Below are 18,299 nucleotides of genomic sequence, written 5' to 3' on the forward strand. Positions count from 1 at the left end.
CTGTGGTGGAACGCCGGAAGTTGATCGGGGCAGCGGTGGGGCTGGCGGTCCTGCCCGTGGGGTGGGCCCTGTGGCAGGTGGTGGACGGGGGCGCGGGCGGGGCCGGAGGCGACTGGCACACCGACGCCGGGCCGTTGGAGCAGGCGTTTCCGCAGCTGGGTCCGCTCACCGGTGCGCAGTGGGTGAGCAGTCGGGACAACGACCGCGACCTGCCGTCGCCGGAGTTGGTGATCTCGGGCTTCTGCCGGCTGGGGCCGGGGAAGCTCGACGAGCTGACGGCGGCCCACGCCTTCGTGCCGGAGGGGCCGCCCGATGACTTCTCCTCGTGGTTCGAGAAGCCGCTCGAGGGCGAGGGGCCGAAGGATCCGCAGTGGATCCGGTCGCCGGAGCTCGACCGCGACGGCAGCGGCCGCACCACCCACCTGTGGTTCGACCGTCGCAGCGACACCGTCCGCTTCTGGGCGCTCAACCCGTACGGATAGCCGGGGAGTACGGATGGCCGGGGAGTCGAGTGGGCGCGGACCACGTCGGGATCCGGTGCCTCAGGACCCCATCCGGCCGGATCCTCCAGGGGCTGCCGCCCGGGGCGGAAGATCAGGAGGGGGTCGGCAGCGATCCCGGCGGGCGCATCATGAAGACGTCGACCGGGTCCTCGGCTTCCACGAGGAATCCGTGACGCTCGTAGAGCCGGCGGGCGGCGCTGCCCTGCAGGACGTTCAGGCCGACGGTCATGCCCTGCGAGTCCGTTCGGTCGAGGACCGCGCCCAGTACGGCGGATCCGAGGCCGCGGCCCTGGTGGTGCGGAGCGAGGTAGAAGTGCTCCAGCCACAGCCTGCCTTCGGCGGGCCGGACCGCGACGCAGCCCGCGATCTCGCGGTCGATGAGGACGACCCACGTGTGCTGCGGTGAGAAGGCGTCCCGCAGCCGCTGCCGTACCCGGTGCTCGTCGTAGCGCCCGAGGCGTTCCAGGTCCGGCCGCATGACCTGGGCCCGCAACTCCGCGATCACCTCCACGTCCGCCGCCACGGCGGACCGCAGCACCCAGTCCGCGCCGCCGGCCGCCGCGCCCGTGACCCGTACGGGCACTGCCGTGTCCGAGCGCGTCCCGCTCCCCATCACCCCGGTATCCATGGCCGGAGTATCTCAACGGGCGACGGCGGCCGGTCCCCCGGGCGGTGCGAAATCCAATGGCTCCGGTGCCGCGGGCCCGGCAAGATCAGACAGAGACGGCCTAGGGGGAGCTGGTTGGACGTGTTCGCGTGCGCGGGGTGCGGTACGGAGCTGACGGCGCCGGTGTCCCGGGTCGCCCTCCCCGTCCACACCCACCACGGGGGGTGGGAGGAGCTGCATCCTCCCCTGATGGAGCCCTCGACGTACGCCGTCGACCCCCTGCCCACCGGACCGCCGTGGCGGCCGTGGGAGGAGGTCGGAGAGGAAGCGGCCGCCCGGCAGGGCGTGTACGCGGCGGCGTACCTCGTCTCCTTCGGCGCGCGGAACAGGGTCGTCATCGCCCCCGGGGACTCCCGGTCCATGGCCCTGATACCCGAGAAGTGCGAGGGCTACTGCCGGGGTGTGGACGGCCGGGCCGGCCCCAACCTGGCCTGCGCGGGGTGCGGGCGGGCCGTGGCGACCCGGGTGGACGACTGCGGATCGTGGCAGACGGTCTGGCTGGAGCCGGACGCGGTCGTACGGGTCCACTCGGGGCTCCCCGCCGGACCGCCGCCCGGCTGGGCCGACCTGGAGCGTGCCGAGCACCGAGTCCCACCCGTCGAAGCCGACGGGTCGTGGAGCCGGCGCTGGGAGGCGGCGGCCGGGGTCGCGCTGGCCCACCTCGTGGTGGCCACCGAGGGCCACCCGGTGACCCTTCCCGGCGGCCCCTTCACCGAGTTGCTCGGCCACGCCGTCCGCCGGTACCTCACCGTCGGGCCCGGCGGCCGGTCCGTGGGACTGGCCGGGCCGGGGATCGCCGCGCCCCGGCCCCGTCCCGACGTCCTCCTCGTCCCCCGCCACCCCCTCACGGGCGAGCCCTGGCGCGCGCCCGGCGACGAGGGGGCCGTGGTGCCGCTCGACAGCGGGGTCTGGGCGTACCTCGTCCACCCGCCCGAAACCTCGCCGATGCCCGCGACGGGGGTGCTCCCGGACGGCGTCCTGCGCGACGACTACCCCGTGCCGCCGTACCCCTGGTATCCGCTGGCACCGCACGCATGGGCCTTCGACCACACCCTGATCCGGCTCCCCGGGGTACGCGCCCTGCGGCCCGGGCCGTGGTGAGCCCGAACCGGGTCGGGCCGGGTCTCAGGCTGCCCGCGCCGCCCGCTCCAGGCGGGGCGTGGTGGGCTTCCCACCAGGCCGGCCGGCCTCGGGGACGCCGGGGTCGGTGGGCTGCATGCCCACCGTGCCGTCCAGGAGTTCGCGGAGGCTGTCGGCGTGGCCGCGTGCTTCACCAGGCCCAGGAGGTTGGTGCCGGTGGGGGTGCGGGTGGGGTGGGGGTGTGGGTGGCGCGGCGTGGAGCAACGGTGAAAAGGCGGGCACAAGGGTGTTCAAGGGTGGTTACCGCTAAGTAAATTACCGCCGGTAACACTCCGTCCGGCCAGAGAGGCACGCCGTGACCGCCGAATCGAGCCTGGTGAGGGTCGTCAGTTCCCCGAAGCCCGGCGAGCCCGTCAAGCCCGTCGAGCCGCTCAAGACCGTGATCGAGGGGCGGGTGCGCCAGGTGTGGGTGCCCCCGCTGGCCCCGGTGCCGGCCGGCGGGTCGCTCGGGGACATCCCCTTCGACAATGCCCGGGAGGCCCCGGGTGAGGCCGTACTCGCCCGCAAGGAGCGGGACGGGACCTGGCGGGACGTCACGGCCGCCGAGTTCGCCGCCGAGGTGCTCGCCGTCGCGAAGGGGCTGATCGCCGAGGGGCTGCGGCCCGGCGACCGGCTGGCCATCATGGCGCGGACCACCTACGAGTGGACCCTGCTGGACTTCGCCGGCTGGGCGGCCGGGCTGATCACCGTACCGGTGTACCCGACCTCCTCCGCGATCCAGGCGCGCTGGATCATCCAGGACTCGGGCGCCGTCGCCTGCGCGGTCGAGGACACCGCGCAGGCACGGATCATCAGCTCGGAGCGGGCCAACCTGCCCTGGCTGCGCCACCTCTGGGAGATCGACACCGGCGCCGTGGCCCGGCTGGTCAAGGCCGGGGAGCACGTGCCCGACGAGGTCGTCTCGGCCCGGCGGGCCGGGTGCGCGCCGGAGTCCGTCGCGACGCTGATCTACACCTCCGGTACGACGGGGCGGCCCAAGGGGTGCGTGCTGACGCACGCCAACTTCTTCGCCGAGGTGGACAACGCGGTGGAGCTGCTGCACCCCGTCTTCACATCGGTCAGCAAGGACCCGGCCTCGACGCTGCTGTTTCTGCCGCTGTCGCACGTCTTCGGGCGGATGGTGGCCGTCGGGTGCATGCGGGCGCGGGTCAAGCTCGGCCACGCGCCGAGCATCCGCGGCGAGGACCTGCTGGCCGACCTGGCCGGCTTCCGGCCGACGTTCCTGCTGGCGATCCCGTACGTCCTGGAGAAGGTCTACAACACCGCGCGGGCGACCGCCGAGAAGATGGGCCGGGCCTCCTCCTTCGACCGGGCGGCGCGGATCGCGCGCAGTTTCGGGGAGGTGGCGGTCGTGGAGGGCAAGCGGCCGGGGCTGGGACTGCGGCTGGGCCGGGCGCTGTACGAACCGCTCGTCTACCGGCGGATCCGGGCGGCGTTGGGCGGCCGCGTCCGGTACATCTTGAGCGGCGGCTCCCCGCTCGGCCGGCGCCTCGCCGCCTTCTACACGGGCGCGGGCATCGAGGTCTTCGAGGGCTACGGGCTCACGGAGACGACCGCGGCCGCGACCGTCACCCCGCCGCTGCGGCCCCGGCTGGGCACGGTGGGGTGGCCGCTGCCGGGGACGGCGGTACGGATCGCGGACGACGGAGAGGTGCTGTTGCGGGGGCCGCACGTGTTCGCGGGGTACTGGAACAGCGGCGTGGCGGTGGGCGGGGAGCAGTGGCTGTCCACGGGGGACATCGGGGAGCTCGACGCGGACGGGTACCTGACGATCACCGGGCGCAAGAAGGACCTGATCATCACCTCCGGCGGCAAGAACGTGGCCCCCGCACCCCTGGAGGACTGGCTACGGGCCCACCCGCTGGTGAGCCAGTGCATGGTGGTCGGCGACAACCGGCCCTACGTCACCGCGCTGATCACCCTGGAACCGGAGGGGCTCCAGCACTGGCGGCAGATGCGCAAGAAGGTGGGCGTGCCGATCCGGGAACTGGTGGCCGACGAGGAACTGCGGGCGGACCTCCAACGGGCGGTCGACGAGGCGAACCGGCTGGTGTCGCGGGCGGAGTCGATCCGCCGCTTCGCGGTCCTGGAGGTCGATTTCACGGAGGACCGGGGCCACTTGACGCCTTCGCTGAAGCTGAAACGGGGCGCGGTCGCGCGGGACTTCGACCGAGAGATCGAGGCCCTGTACCCCCGCCCGTGAGGGCCCGGGCCCTGGTCTGGCCCTGGCCCCGGCTCGGCCCTGGCTCGGTCGCTGCCCGGGTGCGGCGGTGTTGCCGGGGGCCAGCCCCCGGACCCCCGCTCCTCAAACGCCGGAGGGGCTGGATTTTGACTGGCGTCAGCCCACACGTGCACGCGGTGCGCTGAGCCGGGGCTGGTTTGCCCGCAGGGCAATCCCAGCCCCTCCGGCGTTTGAGGAGCGGGGTCTGGGGCGGAGCCCCACGGCCTCGGGCGCAGCCCGGGGCCTGCCGGGTCAGGGCGGAGCCCTGGGAACGGTGGAAGGGCGGGTAGGGGACTCCACCCGCGCAGCGGCACACCGGTTCCCGGCAAGGGCCGAGCGGACCGGGGCGGAGCCCCACGGCCTCGGGCGCAGCCCGGGGCCTGCCGGGTCAGGGCGGAGCCCTGGGAACGGTGGAAGGGCGGGTAGGGGAACTCCACCCCGCGCAGCGGGAAGGTCGCAGCCGGGACTCCGGCCCTCGCAGCGGAGCCGGGCGCAGCCGGGACTTCGCCCCGCGCAGCGGCACGGGCCGCAGCCGGGACTCCGGCCCGCGCAGCGTCAAGGGTCGCAGCTGGGACTCCGGACCGCGGAGCGGTGTTCGCCGGGTGCGTCAAGGGGCCGGACGGGGGATGGTCTCGCGGAGCGGGGCGCGAAGGGCGCGCATAGGGTGGGCTCACTGGTCCGGGGGGCCGCTCCAGGAGGGTGCAGTGCACCGTTCCCGTTCCCGTTCCCGCTCGCGCTCGCGTCCCCACCCCGCCTCCCGGGTCCGCACCCGGATAGCCGCCGGAGTCCTCGGCACCGCCCTGGCCGGCGCCCTGCTCGCGGCCGTACCCGGTCCGGCTCCGGCCCCCGCCCGCCCGGGCATCCCCCGTACGGGGATCCAGTGGGGCGCCTGCCCAGAGAAGCCCGTGCCCGACGGCATGCGCTGCGGCACCCTCACCGTGCCCCTCGACTACGGGGCCAAGGCCACCGCCAAGGCCACCGTCCGCATCGCCCTCGCGCAGCTCCCCGCCACCGGCCCCGCCGCCAAACGCCTCGGCTCCCTCGTCATGAACTTCGGCGGCCCCGGCGCCCCCGGAGTCTCCACCCTCGCCGCCGACCCCAACGCCTTCGCGGAGCTCAACAAGCGCTACGACCTCGTCGTCTTCGACCCCCGAGGCGTCGGCCACAGCGCCCCCGTCACCTGCGGAGGCGGCATCCAGGGGGGAGGCGGCGCAGCCCCCGGCGGGCCCGCCGCCGAGCTCGCCGCCCTCCGGGCCGAAGCCAAGCGCTGCGCGCTCGATTCGGGCCCGGTGCTCCCGTACATCGGTACCGTCAGCGTGGCCCGCGACATGGACCTGCTGCGCCAGGCCCTCGGGGAGGACAAGCTCGACTACCTCGGCTTCTCCTACGGGACGCGCCTCGGCGCCGTCTACGCCGCGCTGTTCCCGCGCCGCACCGGCCGCATGGTCCTCGACGGGGTCGACACCCTCAGCGAGCCGCTCGGCGAGCAGGCGCTGCTGTCGGCGGTCGGCCAGCAGCGGGCGCTGGACGGCTTCCTCGTCTGGTGCGCCCACCGGCAGGGCTGCGTCTACGGCACGAACACCCGTACCGCCAAGGAGAAGGTCCAGGCCCTCGTCACCCGTCTGGACGCGGAGCCCCTGACGGGCGAGGGCGGACTGCGCTTCACCGGGCAGGACGTGGCCGACGCCATCGGGATCGCCCTGTACTCGCAGAAGGCCTGGCCCGCCCTCGCGGACGCGCTCGCCCGGGTCGAGCGCGACGGCGACCCCGTGGGGCTGATGCAGCTCGGCGGTCCGGAGGAACCGCCCCCGCCCGGGGAGGACCCCGCCGAGGGGGCCGGCGCCGCCGTGCCCGCCGACAACGCCGCCGCCGCGCTCGTCGCCGTGAACTGCGCCGACGACCCGGACCGCGGCGACGCCAAGGCCTCCCCGATGGACGTCGCGCGGGAGCTGGAGGCACTCCAGCCGGTGTTCCTCGCCGCCTCGCCGATCTTCGGACCGCGCCAGCTGATGACGGTACTGGCCTGCTACGGGCGCCCCGCCGGCACCGATTTCATCCGCGGGATCGACCGCCCCGCAGGCATCCCGCGGATCCTGCTCGTCGGTACGCGCGGAGACCCGGCCACCCCGTACGAGTGGACGGAGGAGACGGCGAAGCGGCTCGGCAACACCGTGATCGTGGACTACAAGGGCGACGGGCACACCGGGTACGTCGCCTCGCGCTGTGTGCAGGGGTACGTGGACCACTTCCTGATCGACGGCCGGCTGGCCTCCGGGACGCGCTCCTGCCCCGCCGGGGAGTGAAACCGCGGCACACCGCGGCACACGGCACCCTCCCGGACGGGGCAGTATCAACATCGTCTCCCAGGTCAGCAGTTGGGATGCGTGGAGCGGCCCGCGAAACGGTCCGCGAGCCAGTTGCCCGCCGCCGGGGACTGCGTGATGACCCCGCTGACGTGCTCGCCGATCCAGATGGTGTCGAACTCGAGGTTCGTGCCCCGCGCGCACCAGTCGGAGCGCAGCCGGCTGCCGACGGCGTACGGGATGAGCTCGTCGCCGAGCGCGTGGTACTGGAACACGGGCGCGGCCGGGGCGGTGCGGCCGAGCTTGCTCTGGTTCAGCCGGGCCTGCCAGTCCGGCTGCGCGAGCGGGTTGCGGGTGGTCAGGTCGGAGATCCGCTTGAAGGAACCGGCGATGGCGTCGATCGCGACGCAGTTGTCCTTCATGGCGCCGACCAGGACCTTCCCGGCGGGGTTGAGGTAGGAGTCGAGCTTCAGTTCCGGGAAGGCCGCGTCCTGGCCGGCGGCGGCCATGAAGATGAGGCCGGAGCCGTAGGAGCCGTTGTTGAAGTCGGCCACCTTCAGCAGATCGGCCGGGACACCGCCCGTCGCGGTGCCCTTGACCTGCAACTCCGGTGCGTACGAGCCCTGCAGCTCGGCGGCCCAGCTGCTGGCCTGGCCGCCCTGGGAGTAGCCCATGATGCCGACGGGCGTCGTGGCCGACAGCCCGGTCCCGGGCAGCCGGGTGGCGGCGCGGGCGGCGTCGAGGACGGCGTGGCCGGCGGAGGGGCCGACGGTGTAGGTGTGCACGCCGGGGGTGCCCAGGCCCTCGTAGTCGGTGACGACGACGGCCCAGCCGCGCAGGGTGAGCTGCTGGATGAGGTTGGCCTCCAGGGCGGTGCCGTACGGGAGGTTGTTGCTCGGCGCGCAGGAGTCGCCCATGCCCACGGTGCCGACGGCGTAGGTGATCAGGGGGCGCGGGCCGGTGCGGCCGTCCTGCGGGACGATGACGGTCCCGGAGACGACGTTGGGGGCTCCGTCGGCGGTCGTGGAGTTGTAGCGGATCTTCCAGGCCTTGGTGTTGGTGGGCTGGCCGGGGAGCGGGTGGAAGGCGGACGGGGCGCTGCTGACGATGTCGCCGGGGCGGGCGGCGGCCTCGGCCTGGGGCTGGGCCTGGGCCTGGGCGGAGGTGGAGGGGATCGCGGCCGAGAGGGCCAGGGCGGCCACTGCGGCGAGTGCTGAGCTTCGGATGCGCATGGGGCGGCTCTCCCAAGGGTCCGGGTGGGGGTAGGTGAGGAGAAGGTAGTGACCGACCGGTAGGAACGTCGCTGACCGCACAGCTCAGCTTTCCTGGCCCGGGACCGCAGCCGCCCCGCCGGCCCCGCCCACCCTGTCGGCGGGGCCGCGGGGGCGGCACGGACGCGCGATGCTCGGGGCGGAATTCAGCCATGCGGACCAACGGGCATCGCGGGGACGCACCCCAGCTGCCCACCGGCTGGGGTGCGTCCCCGCGCTCATGACGTGTGAGGGCACCCGGTGGACCTCCGATGGGCAGGTCCGGACCGGCACGCTGTACTGGTACACGCCGGGCCCCGCCGGCCCCGCCGGCCCCGCCCGCGGGGGCGACCCGGCAGGAGGAAGGCCCTGGCGGACCGGGCCGAGCTGCGGCGGCTGGTCGCGCGGATCGTCGACGCCATCGAGCATCCGGAGACCGAGCCGGTGACCGTCTCCCCCGAGAGCGCCCCGGCGGCGCGGTACGGGGCTGGCCTCGGCCGATTCGTTGCTAACGGAATCCATGCAACTTCACGGATTTCCCGCGGCTGTAGCAATAAGGGCTTGCCTTCTTAGGAAAGGCAAGCCTTTCTTGCATGTTCGCGATTTGCAATCACATACGAGTTAATTGCTAAAGTCCGCCTCGGGAAGCGATTCCCGCACCGAATCTCACCCCGCCCAGGAGGCGCCAGATGAACGCGGCAGTGCGACAGACGGCCAAGCGTCGGGTCATCCACCGGGGTCCCGCCCCCACCCTGCGGACCGCGCTGCGCGTCGCCGAGCCCGGCACCGGCATCCGCCGAGACGGCCGGACCGCGCCGAGTGCCCGGGGCACCCGAGCCCGCGCCTGTGACTGCGGCGAGCGGACCGAGCGGGGTGGCTGCGGCAGCGGTACGCAGCTGTGCGTGTCCTGCGGAGTCAGCGCCTGCCGGGGCTGCACCGCCCCCGCGTCGGCGTGTACCGGATGCGAGATGAACGCCTGCACCTCCTGCGACGTCGCCGGCGAAGCCTGCGCCACCTGCGCGGTCAGCGCCTGCCGCGGCTGCAACGCCCCCGCCTCCGCCTGCCGCAGCTGCGAGATGAACGCCTGCCGCTCCTGCGCGGGCAACACCTGCGCGGAAGCCGCCCCGACGGGTTGCTCCGCGAGCCTCGCCGTCCCGGCAGCCGCCCCCGTCCCGGTGGCCGCCAGGGCCCCGAAGGGCTCCTGCGGGACCGGCATCGGCGGCTGTGAATGCGGCCTGTTCACCCTCCAGGTGCCCGGCGCTACGCGATAGCGAGCTAGGTCTTGGTGAAAGTGCCGTCGCTGTCGGTCGTGGAGTCACCCATCGCCAGCCACGTGGTGGTTCCAGTCGGGCGGAAGTAGTACCGGATGGTCTGGCCGGGGAAGGGGTACTCGGTCGGGGTCGGTTCGGTTCGGTTCGGTTCGGCTCGGGTCGGTTGGGGTCGGTTGGGGTCGGCCCGGTTCGGTCCGTAGCCCTCGCAGCCCCCCTAGCCCCCCGACGCGATGCGGTACGCCCCCGGCGTCGTGCCCGTCCAGCGGCGGAAGGCGCGGTGGAAGGCCGTGTCCTCCGAGAAGCCCAGGCGGGCCGCCAGCTCCGCGATGGGTTCGCGGCTCTCCGCCAGTCCGGCGATCGCCGCATCGCGCCGTACGTGGTCCTTCAGCTGCTGGAAGGACGTGCCCTCCTGCTGGAGCCGCCGCCGCAGCGTCGCCGGGGACACCGCCAGGCGCGCCGCCACCTCGCCCAGTTCCGGCAGCCGCGGTGAGCACCGCAGGGCCTGGGTGAGGGTCCGGCGGACCTGCTCCGCGACCGTGGTCCCGTACGCCGGCCGGGAGAGGAGGTCGAAGGGGGCTCGCCGCAGCATCGCGTCGAGCGCGGGCTCGTCCCGTACCAGCGGGGCCGTCAGCCAGTGCGCGTCGAAGGCCACGGCCGCGCCCGTGCGCGTCTCGCCGAAGCGGACCGGGCAGTCGAAGAGCAGCTCGTACTCCTCCTCGTGCGGCGGCGCCGGGTACGCGAAGGAGGCGTGGGCCAGGGGGATGCGCCGGCCGATCAGCCAGCTGCTCAGCCGGTGCCAGATGGCGAGCACGCACTCGGTGAGGAAACGCTCCTCGTCCCGCGCGAAGTCGTTCCGTACGGCGAACCAGGCCTGCCCGCCCTCGACTTCGAGCGCCAGCTCCGGCCCTCCCGGGAACAGTCCGTAGAAGGTCGCGGAGCGTTCCACCGCCGCACCGAGATCGCGGCAGCCCAGGGCGGCCCTGCACATCATCGCGAAGGTGCCGGGCCGGCTGGGGAGGGTGGCCAGGCCCAGGAACTCGTCCTGCGTGGCCCGGTACAGCGCCCGGAACAGCCGCGCGAACTGCGCCGGTGTCACCCGCGCCCGGTCGTCGCCCAGCAGCAGCGGCGGAATCTGCGCCTCCTGGAGCAGCGGCACGATGTCGAGCCCGCGGCCGCGCGCCCCCGCGAGCACGGCACGCACGTGGTGCACGGTGACCGTCCGCCTCCCCATGGGTCCGACGGTAGCCGCAATGAGCGCTGAGGTCAGTGGGGGTGACGCTTCCGGATGAGCGCTGGGGTCAGCGGGGGTGACGCTTCCGGTCATGCCGCGGACGGCATCCCGGTGCTTAGCGTCATCGGTAGGACCGTGGGGGACAGACCGAGGGGGAGGCGAGGCCGATGAGCCCGATGGAATCGGTGAGCGGGACGGACGGGGCCGTGCGGCCGCGCACGCTGGCGGTTTTCGCGGAGTGGACCGGGGAGCGGTACGCGGGCGAGATCGCGCTGCGGCACAAGGGGGGAGGGGGTGGTGAGCGTGGTGAGCCGGGTGAGGGCGTCGAGGGTGGGGGCTGGGGTGCCGTTTCCTACGGGCAACTGCGCTCCCGAGTGAGGGAGTCCGGGCGCGCTCTGCTCGGCCTGGGGGTCGCCCCCGGTGAGCGCGTCGCGGTGCTCGCGGAGACCCGGCCGGAGTGGACGTACACCCATTTCGGGGTCCTGGCCGCCGGAGCCGTCCTCGTGCCCGTGTACCCGACGGCCGGGGAGGAGGAGCTCGCCTGGGTGCTGTCGGACTCCGCGGCCGTGGTCGTCGTCTGCGACGACCACGCGCAGGCGGCCCGGGTGGAGGCGCTGCGTGCGAAGCTCCCGGGGCTGCGCGCGGTGGTGGAGATGGACGAGCTGCGCGCCCTTCACGGCCGGGCCTCCGAAGCCGAACTCCTCGCCAGGGCGGCCGCGGTGGAGCCCGCCGCCGACGCCTCCATCGTCTACACCTCGGGCACCACCGGCCTGCCCAAGGGGTGCCGCCTCACGCACGCCAACCTCGGCGCGATCCAGGACGCGACGCTGCCGCTCGTCAAGGGCGGCCCGGGCGACTCCACGTACCTCTACCTTCCGCTCGCCCACCTGCTGGCCCAACTGATCCAGTTCACCACGCTGTTGGAGGGCGGGGAGCTCTGCTACTTCGGCGGCCGGATCGAGGACGTCATCGGAGAGCTCGCGGAGGCCCGGCCGACCCATCTGCCGTCCGTGCCACGGTTGTTCGAGAAGCTGCACTCGGTGGTCCTGTCGCTCGCGGAGTCCCAGGAGGGCGGCGGCGCGCGCTTCACGGAGGCGGTCCGGGTGGGGCTGCTCGCCGCGGAGGGGCGACTGGAGGCCGAGGACCGGGGCGCGTACGAGGCTGCGGAGAAAACCTTGTACTCCCTGGTCAGGGGCGCCTTCGGGGGCCGTCTGAAATGGGCCCTGACGGGCGGCGCCCCGATCGCCCCGGCCACCCTCGACTTCCTGCGGGCCTGCGGGATCGCGGTCTTCGAGGGCTACGGCATGACGGAGTCCGCCGGGGTCATCAGCCTCAACCACCCGGACGAGGTCCGCTACGGATCGGTGGGCCGCCCGATCGCCGGGTGCGAGGTCCGCATCGCGGAGGACGGGGAGGTCCTGGCCCGGGGGCCGATGATCTTCCCCGGGTACCACGCGAACGACGCGGCGACGGCGGAGGCGCTGGACGGGGAGGGCTGGCTGCACACGGGTGACCTGGGGGAGGTCGACGCGGAGGGGTTCCTCTCCATCACCGGCCGCAAGAAGGAGCTGATCATCACCTCGGCGGGCAAGAACATCACCCCGACGGAGTGGGAGTTCGCCGTACAGCGCTCCCGTTACGTCTCCCGCGCCGTCATGATCGGCGACCGCCGCCCGCACCCGGTGGCCCTGATCACCCTGGACGCGGAGGAGATCGCCGCCTGGGCCGTGCGGGAGTCGGTGAGCCTGGATGCCGGTGCCTCCGGCGACCCCGGTGGTCACCCGGCCGTACGGGCCCTCGTCGCGGAGGCGGTCGAGGCGGCCAACGCCACGGTCTCGCGCCCGGCCCGCGTCCGGGCCTTCCGGGTCCTGCCGGGGGAGTTTGCTGTGGAGGCGGGAACTCTTACCCCGACCCTGAAGCTCCGGCGGAGGGCGGTGGCGGAGCGGTACGCGGGGGAGATCGAGGGGCTGTACGGGTAGGGGGTGTCGGGGTGGGCGGGGGCGTTGACAGGGTCCGGGATCCCCCCGGGGAACGGCCGGGAGGGAGGAGGGGGGAGGAGCGGCCGAGTCACGAATGCGCAGCCCCCTCCGGCCGGTGGGCATCCACGCACGGCCCCGGAGGCGACCGCCGCAGGCTGCCGTCCGGGGCCGGCTTATCGGTTCGGACCTTCCTGCTGGGCCTGCTGCTTAGAGTGAGCCCGTCGACCGGCGGGGGAGTCGGTCAGCGGACGGGGAGAGCCATGGCATTCCGTAAGTTCCTGAGCGCGTTGGGCGTCAGTGCGCCGAGTGTGGAGACGGTCGTCGAGAACCCGCGCGTCGGCCCGGGTGGGACCCTGCGTCTCGTGGTCACCGCCGTGGGTGGCGGCGCCGATGTGGACATCGAGCGGGTGCGGCTGGACGTCGTTGTACGGGCCGAGGATCTTGAGTACAACGACAAGACCGCGTGGGAGCACCCCTACACGGTGGTGACGGTCGACCTCGACGGCTTCCGGCTGCCCGCTGGTGAGACCGTGACGGTTCGCGGTGAGGTCGTGCTGCCGTGGGAGATGCCGCTCACACACGCGCTGGGTGCGCCCATCACGGGCGGACGGGCGGCGGTCCGCACCGAGCTGGAGGTGGACAAGGCGGTGGATCAGGGCGACTTCGACGAGATCGAGGTGCACGCCCTGCCCGCCCAGGACGCGATCCTGCAGGCCTACACGGACCTGGGGTTCCGGCTGCGCGAGGCCGAGGTCAAGATCGGGTTCCTCCCGGAGCTCGCGCCGCGCATGGAGTCCCGGCAGACGGAGAGCTGCTGGCAGGAGATCGACTTCTTCTTCCCGGAGAGCGTGAACTGGGGGCTGGAGGAGCTGGAGACGGTCCTCATCGCCCGTGAGGACTCCCTGGACGCCCACCCGGGAGGCTTCCCGCCAGCCACCTTCGTCTACGACGAGCTGGACCAGCAGGCATGGACGGAGAAGCTGGAGGAGCACGTGCGCGCCCACTGGCAGCCGGCGCACGGCTAGGGGTCATCGTTCGGGAGGGCTTGAGTGTGTGCGGCTCCGGACCCGCTTGTTAGGGGATCAGGGCCGCCACGCCATCGAGGATCCGCTCCAGGCCGAAGTCCAGCGGGCTGCCGCCCTGCGGAGCGAAGGCGCCCGCCGCGATCGCCTCCGTCAGGGCGGGGAAGCGTTCCTCGTGGCGCTTCAGGACTTCGGCCGTCAGCTGTGCCCACTCTTCGTTCGCCGACTCGTCGTGGTCGACGTACTGCTGGGCGACGTTGCGAACATGGCCCACGAGCAGGAGGAACGTGTCGTGCCGCTGGGTGGCTGACAGCCCTGTTCCGGCCAGGGCTGCCAAGGCCGTGTCCAGCCAGCCGAGTTGATGAGGGCCCATGATCTGGCGGCGCATGCCGGTCGCCGTCAGGATCCACGGGTGGCGGCGGTACATCGCCAGGCACTGCCGGGCCCACTCGGTCAGCTGCGGGCGCCAGCCGCCGGGGATGTCGCTGACCGGGACCGGGGGGCCGGCCGCGAGGTCGACCATCAGGTCGAGGAGTTCCGTCTTGCCGGGAACGTACCGGTAGAGCGCCATCGCGGTGACGCCGAATTCCTTGGCCACCCGCGCCAGCGAGACTGCGTCCAGGCCCTCCCTGTCGGCGATCCCGATGGCCGCCTCCGCGATCCGGCCCGCGGTGAGCGAGGGCTTAGGGCCCCGGCTCGGCAGCTCCTGCTCGCCCCAGAGCAGCGCGAAGCTCGCCTTCACGCCGCCCTGCTTCCCGGCCTTCTTCGTGGCCACACACGCCTCCTCCGCCGAACCCGTTGACACCTCACTCTAACTGTTTATAACGTATAGCCAACCGCTTACGGCATATACAGTTTCGCTGGAACGGACACTCAGGGAGTCGTCATGCTTGCCGCCATCGTCGCCACCTCCGCAGCCGCCCTCCTCGCCGCGCCGGCGGCCGGGGTCCTCGGCCACCGCGCCCTCAAGCGCTTCCGTAACGCTTCACTGATGAAGATCGACGCTCCGAACGGCATCGATGAGCAGGGCTTCGTCCTCATCGGCGGCATCGAGCAGTGGATCTCGGTCCGCGGCGAGGACCTGGCCAACCCGGTCATCCTGGAACTGCACGGCGGCCCCGGAGCCTCGACCGCGATCTTCGGGCCGCGCACCAGATCCTGGGAGAAGCACTTCACGATCGTCCGCTGGGACATGCGCGGCGCCCTCAAGACCCTCGGCCGCGGCGGTCCGCAGGGACAGGGCGAGATGACCTTCGACCGGATCCACGCGGACGCGATCGAGGTCACCGACCACGTACGCACCCGCCTCGGCGTCGACAAGATCGTCCTGCTCGGCCATTCCTACGGAAGCGCCTTCGGCCTGCGACTCGCCCGCGAGTTCCCCGAGCGCTATTCCGCCTACGTCGGCACCGACCAGAACATCCACGACGCCGGCCGCGACGACTTCGTACACCAGGCCCTGCTCACCCGCCTGCGCACTGCCGGAAAGCGCAAGGAACTGGCGGCAGTCGGGGCGCTCCACCCCGATGAGCAGCAGTGGACGGCCCGCGAACGCGCGATGCACGCCAAGCTGGTGGCCACCAGCGACCCGCTGACCCTGGACACGATGAAGAAGGTCGTCATGGGGTCCCTGTGGTTCTCGCCGCTGCACTCGTTGCGAGAGCTGGGGCTCTTCGTCAAGGGCATGACCCTCTCGGAGCAGATCACCGAGACCACCGCCGGGTTCGACGACTGGGCGGACGGCACGAAGTTCGAGCTCCCCTTCTTCATCTTCCAGGGTGAGAAGGACGTCCTTGCGTCGCCGGAGCTCGCCCGCCGCTTCTTCGACGACGTCCAGGCGCCGGTCAAGGGCTTCGCGGCGATCGAGGACTGCAGCCACTTCGCGGCGTTCCGGCGGCCGGAGCGGTTCCTGGAACTGCTGCTGACCCACGTACGGCCGCACGTCGCCGGCTAGTCGGCTGTCGGCATCGGAGGGTCAGGAGAGGCAGAACTCGTTGCCCTCGATGTCCTGCATCGTGATGCACGATTCGTTGACGTCATCGGCGCGCTGCGTCAGTACGTGCTTCGCGCCGAGTGCCATCAGCCGTGCGCATTCGGCCTCGAGCGTGGCCAGGCGCTCGTCACCCACGAGGCCTGTGCCGACCCGCACATCAAGGTGCAGCCGGTTCTTGACGACCTTGCCTTCGGGAACCCGCTGGAAGAGCACGCGCGGGCCCACCCCCGAGGGGTCGGTGCACGCGAAGTAGACCTCGTCCTCGGGCGGCAGCGTGAGGTGGTATTCCTCCCACGTGGCGAAGCCGTCCGGGACCGCCGGTACGACGTACCCCAGCACCTCGCACCAGAAGGCGGCGAGGCGCGCAGGTTCCGCGCAGTCGAAGGTCACTTGGAACTGCTTGATCGTTGACATCGGCGCACGATAACAGGGGCCCCGCCCATCTCCGAATCACCCAGGGGGGGAAGGGGCGATTCCGCCGCCGGAGCTGTCAAGCGGAATCTGGTGATGATCATGGCTACGTCGAAATGGTCCAATCCCTACTTGGTCGGTCTTACCCGTCCTACACTTCGAGCCGTCAACGCCAAAAAGAGCCAGGGGGGCGCGAAATGGCGGGTAGTAATTCGACGGTCCAAGTTCGTGTGCAAGAGGGTGTGCTGTGGGTCGACGGTGAGGCATATCCGTTGCACAACATCTCCACGTGGGGCAGCGCGTATTGGAGGTGGACAAGGGGGCGGCCTGGCGCAGGTTCATCGGCCGGGCTTTCCTCTGCCTGGTCATCGGCGGAATCGCGGTGGCCATCTTCGGGAACGTCGCCGGAGTCATCGCGGTCGCCGTCTTCGGGTTGCTGGTCTGGCAGCTCGTGAAGGTGATCAGCAGGCCCCCGGTGTACGGCCTGGTCCTCAACACCTCGGGCATCCAGCGCGAGGCGGTGTGGTCGCTGGACCGCACCGAGATCGAGAACCTGGTCTTCGAGATCACCAAGGCCATCGGCCGGCCCAACGCCGCGCCGGTGACCATCAACATCAAGGAAGCCGTCATGGGCGACCAGATCAAGCAGTACGGCGCCGGCAGCATCGGCCGGGCCGAGCACAGCGGCTCCGGGGACATTCGGGGAGGTGGCCGGTGATGGCCGGCGACAGCTACACGCAGCACGGAGCGGGAAGCATCGGACACGCCACGCACTCGGGTTCCGGAGACATCGTGGCCGGAGGCAAATACGTCGGCGGAAATCCGCCGGAGGCCTCGGCGATCGAAAAGCTTCTCGAAGAAGTCCAGGCGATGAGGCGGCGCCTGGACGAGAGCGATCGGGCGGAAGTCGACGCGGCGGTGGAGGAGCTTCAGGGGAATCCCCCCGAGGGGAGATTCCGGAGAATTCTCGCGACCTTCTCCGGAATTGCCACGCTCGTGGGAGAGGCCGGAGTTCCGGTGATCACGGCGGTCAAGGCCCTGATGGGCTGAGGGGTAAGCGGAAGGTGAAGGGAAGGCGAGGGGGCTACGGGCAGTGGCCCCCCTTGTCTTACGCCGACGCTTCCGTGACCCCGCCGAGGAACGCCGACCAGGCGCTGGGGGTGATCGCGAGCTGGGGGCCGGCGTGGATCTTGGAGTCCCTGATGTGGACGGAGTGCGCGCAGTTGGCGACCCCTACGCACTGGCCGCCTTCGCCGCCGCTGTAGCTTGACTTCCGCCAGTCGAAGGCGACTTCGAGGCACTCGCCGCCCTCGCCGGAGCTGTAAGTGCTCTTGAACCAGGCCAGGTCCGTGGTGTTCATTGCCGTTCTCCCAGCATCTTCTCGATCAGGGCAAGGGACTCGTGGGGCGTGAGTGCCTGTGCCCGGATGATCCCATAGCGCTCGCTGTAGACCCTCACCTGTTCCGGGTCGGTGATGAGGTTGGCGTGGCCGTAACTCTCGGTGTAGGCAACCTCGTTGCGCCCCTTGTGGCGTAGGAGGGTGAAGGCGCTGTCCAGGGCAGGGTGTTCGTCGCGGTCCAGCGGCATCACCTGGAACTGGACAGTGCGCAGGCTGCCCACGCTCAGGAGGCGGCCCAACTGTGCACGGTGGACGTCGTTGCCGCCCGTCGGACGCAGCAGGACGGACTGCTCCAGCACGAAGCTGAAGGTAGGTGCGGGCCACCGTTCCAGGATCACCTGGCGGGCGAGCCGGTCCGCCACGCGTTTCTCGATGGTCTCCTCGTCTAGTACCGGACGGCGGTGTCGGAATAGGGCCCGGGCATAGGCTTCGGTCTGAAGCAGACCGGGAATCGCCTGCACGCCGTAGTAGTGCAGCGCCACCGCCCGCGACTCCGCGTCCGCGAACTTCCGGAACCAATCCGGGTGCCGGGTCCGAGCCCGCTTCAGCGCCTCCGTCACGTCGGGGATCGCCGCCAGCAGGATCCCGCCCGCGCCGAGCTCGCGGTCGACGTTCTTCAGGAAGTCCGGCTGGGGTGTCCGTACGCCCCGTTCGATGGAGGACACCAGGTCCTCTCCCACGTGTACGAGCGCCGCGAGCTCCTTCTGCTGGAGGCCCGCCCGTTCCCGTAGCACCTTGATGATCTTGCCGAGCGCCTTGAAGAGGTACGCGGTGCCGTCGACCTCCACCGGTCGTTCCGGTTCTTCCTCGCGCTCCGACAGGTCGTTCATCTGCTGAACCGCCCTCGCCCGTACTGCCCGTACACGCAACAACCGCCGGTCCTACGGGGTTTCCCCCGGAGCGCCGCCG

The 18,299-nt window shown here is 71.9% G+C and carries 17 protein-coding genes; 10 read left to right on the plus strand and 7 right to left on the minus strand.

Annotation, left to right across the window (positions count from 1 at the left end; all coding sequences use genetic code 11):
• Positions 1 to 5: 5 nt before the first annotated feature.
• Positions 6 to 482: a hypothetical protein gene (locus OG435_RS26620; protein WP_266880440.1), complete on the plus strand. Its 477-nt coding sequence runs from the start codon at positions 6 to 8 to the stop codon at positions 480 to 482.
• Positions 483 to 594: 112 nt separating this feature from the next.
• Here OG435_RS26620 and OG435_RS26625 read toward each other — a convergent pair whose 3' ends face one another.
• Positions 595 to 1,131, minus strand: coding sequence for a GNAT family N-acetyltransferase (locus OG435_RS26625; protein ID WP_266880441.1), 537 nt, complete (start codon positions 1,129 to 1,131; stop codon positions 595 to 597).
• A gap of 228 nt (positions 1,132 to 1,359) precedes the next feature.
• Between OG435_RS26625 and OG435_RS26630 the strand changes: the two genes are divergently transcribed.
• The 3 genes from OG435_RS26630 to OG435_RS26640 all read left to right on the plus strand — a co-directional run bounded on the left by OG435_RS26630 (position 1,360) and on the right by OG435_RS26640 (position 6,834).
• Positions 1,360 to 2,271: a hypothetical protein gene (locus tag OG435_RS26630; protein ID WP_266880442.1), complete on the plus strand. Its 912-nt coding sequence runs from the start codon at positions 1,360 to 1,362 to the stop codon at positions 2,269 to 2,271.
• A 334-nt stretch (positions 2,272 to 2,605) separates the two neighbouring features.
• Positions 2,606 to 4,513 (plus strand): AMP-dependent synthetase/ligase, encoded by a 1,908-nt coding sequence (locus tag OG435_RS26635; protein WP_430625690.1) that lies wholly within the window; start codon positions 2,606 to 2,608, stop codon positions 4,511 to 4,513.
• Between the two features lie 722 nt (positions 4,514 to 5,235).
• The gene (locus tag OG435_RS26640) at positions 5,236 to 6,834 is read left to right on the plus strand and encodes an alpha/beta hydrolase (RefSeq protein ID WP_266880443.1); all 1,599 of its coding nucleotides are present in this window, start codon (positions 5,236 to 5,238) and stop codon (positions 6,832 to 6,834) included.
• Between the two features lie 65 nt (positions 6,835 to 6,899).
• Here the strand turns inward: OG435_RS26640 and OG435_RS26645 are convergent, their stop codons facing one another.
• Positions 6,900 to 8,066, minus strand: coding sequence for a lipase family protein (locus OG435_RS26645; RefSeq protein WP_266880444.1), 1,167 nt, complete (start codon positions 8,064 to 8,066; stop codon positions 6,900 to 6,902).
• A gap of 707 nt (positions 8,067 to 8,773) precedes the next feature.
• Between OG435_RS26645 and OG435_RS26650 the strand changes: the two genes are divergently transcribed.
• On the plus strand, positions 8,774 to 9,355 hold the full coding sequence (locus OG435_RS26650) for a hypothetical protein (RefSeq protein ID WP_266880445.1): 582 nt from the start codon (positions 8,774 to 8,776) through the stop codon (positions 9,353 to 9,355).
• Between the two features lie 214 nt (positions 9,356 to 9,569).
• Here the strand turns inward: OG435_RS26650 and OG435_RS26655 are convergent, their stop codons facing one another.
• Complete coding sequence (locus tag OG435_RS26655; RefSeq protein WP_266880446.1) at positions 9,570 to 10,586, minus strand: AraC family transcriptional regulator; 1,017 nt, start codon at positions 10,584 to 10,586, stop codon at positions 9,570 to 9,572.
• Positions 10,587 to 10,753: 167 nt separating this feature from the next.
• Here OG435_RS26655 and OG435_RS26660 point away from each other — a divergent pair, with 167 nt between their 5' ends.
• Complete coding sequence (locus OG435_RS26660; protein ID WP_266880447.1) at positions 10,754 to 12,565, plus strand: AMP-dependent synthetase/ligase; 1,812 nt, start codon at positions 10,754 to 10,756, stop codon at positions 12,563 to 12,565.
• A gap of 260 nt (positions 12,566 to 12,825) precedes the next feature.
• Positions 12,826 to 13,590, plus strand: coding sequence for a sporulation protein (locus tag OG435_RS26665; RefSeq protein ID WP_266880448.1), 765 nt, complete (start codon positions 12,826 to 12,828; stop codon positions 13,588 to 13,590).
• Positions 13,591 to 13,639: 49 nt separating this feature from the next.
• Here OG435_RS26665 and OG435_RS26670 read toward each other — a convergent pair whose 3' ends face one another.
• Positions 13,640 to 14,362 carry a TetR/AcrR family transcriptional regulator gene (locus OG435_RS26670; RefSeq protein WP_266880449.1) on the minus strand — a complete coding sequence of 241 codons (723 nt, stop codon included), beginning with the start codon at positions 14,360 to 14,362 and terminating at the stop codon, positions 13,640 to 13,642.
• Positions 14,363 to 14,473: 111 nt separating this feature from the next.
• On the opposite strand from OG435_RS26670, the gene OG435_RS26675 reads away from it, so the two are divergent.
• Entirely contained in the window at positions 14,474 to 15,541 is a 1,068-nt protein-coding gene (locus OG435_RS26675) for an alpha/beta fold hydrolase (RefSeq protein ID WP_266880450.1), read from the plus strand.
• A 21-nt stretch (positions 15,542 to 15,562) separates the two neighbouring features.
• Here OG435_RS26675 and OG435_RS26680 read toward each other — a convergent pair whose 3' ends face one another.
• Complete coding sequence (locus OG435_RS26680) at positions 15,563 to 15,994, minus strand: VOC family protein (RefSeq protein WP_266880451.1); 432 nt, start codon at positions 15,992 to 15,994, stop codon at positions 15,563 to 15,565.
• Between the two features lie 286 nt (positions 15,995 to 16,280).
• Here OG435_RS26680 and OG435_RS26685 point away from each other — a divergent pair, with 286 nt between their 5' ends.
• Together OG435_RS26685 and OG435_RS26690 are read left to right on the plus strand one after the other, a co-directional pair.
• Positions 16,281 to 16,709 carry a DUF6232 family protein gene (locus tag OG435_RS26685; protein WP_266880452.1) on the plus strand — a complete coding sequence of 143 codons (429 nt, stop codon included), beginning with the start codon at positions 16,281 to 16,283 and terminating at the stop codon, positions 16,707 to 16,709.
• Complete coding sequence (locus OG435_RS26690) at positions 16,709 to 17,041, plus strand: hypothetical protein (protein ID WP_266880453.1); 333 nt, start codon at positions 16,709 to 16,711, stop codon at positions 17,039 to 17,041. Before OG435_RS26685 ends, OG435_RS26690 begins: the two co-directional genes overlap by 1 nt.
• 58 nt (positions 17,042 to 17,099) lie before the next feature.
• Here the strand turns inward: OG435_RS26690 and OG435_RS26695 are convergent, their stop codons facing one another.
• Complete coding sequence (locus tag OG435_RS26695; protein WP_266880454.1) at positions 17,100 to 17,351, minus strand: DUF397 domain-containing protein; 252 nt, start codon at positions 17,349 to 17,351, stop codon at positions 17,100 to 17,102.
• A complete protein-coding gene (locus OG435_RS26700) occupies positions 17,348 to 18,220 on the minus strand; it encodes a helix-turn-helix domain-containing protein (protein ID WP_266880455.1) in 873 nt (290 codons plus the stop codon). Before OG435_RS26700 ends, OG435_RS26695 begins: the two co-directional genes overlap by 4 nt.
• Positions 18,221 to 18,299: the final 79 nt, after the last annotated feature.

It is taken from the genome of Streptomyces sp. NBC_01264 (assembly GCF_026340675.1).
In the GTDB taxonomy this organism is placed as follows: Bacteria; Actinomycetota; Actinomycetes; order Streptomycetales; family Streptomycetaceae; genus Streptomyces.